Source organism: Escherichia sp. AM3 (genome assembly GCF_032029835.1).
GTDB classification, from domain to species: Bacteria; Pseudomonadota; Gammaproteobacteria; order Enterobacterales; family Enterobacteriaceae; genus Escherichia; species Escherichia coli.
This window is the reverse complement of the sequence record NZ_JAVUPQ010000946.1, coordinates 1-275: the sequence shown is the minus strand read 5'-3', so window position 1 is coordinate 275 and position 275 is coordinate 1. Positions and strand designations below refer to the sequence as shown.

General features: G+C 62.9%; 1 protein-coding gene. It reads right to left on the bottom strand.

From position 1 onward, the window contains the following. The coding region (locus tag RTW80_RS29175) for a fimbria/pilus periplasmic chaperone (protein ID WP_312721609.1) at positions 1-275 on the bottom strand (275 nt) is incomplete at both ends.

Here is a 275-nt window from a genome sequence, read left to right as displayed (position 1 = left end):
GACGATAGGCCAGCGCCGGTTCGCCCTGAATCCCCTCCGGGCGATAGATAAGCTTCATGCTGGAACGTACCGCCATCTGAACGTTATCGCTGTGACGCTGGCTGGCCGGAATGGAGGCAATGCTTAGCGTGAAAAGCGTTTCGCGATCGGCAGGAAGCGGCGCATCGGCGCGAAACAGACGGATCTTATTCTCACGTCCGGGCTGGAGTGCAAAAAGTGGCGGCGTCGCGGTAAACCACGCGGTGGCCGCTTCGGGGGGCTGCTGCGCCCCCGGC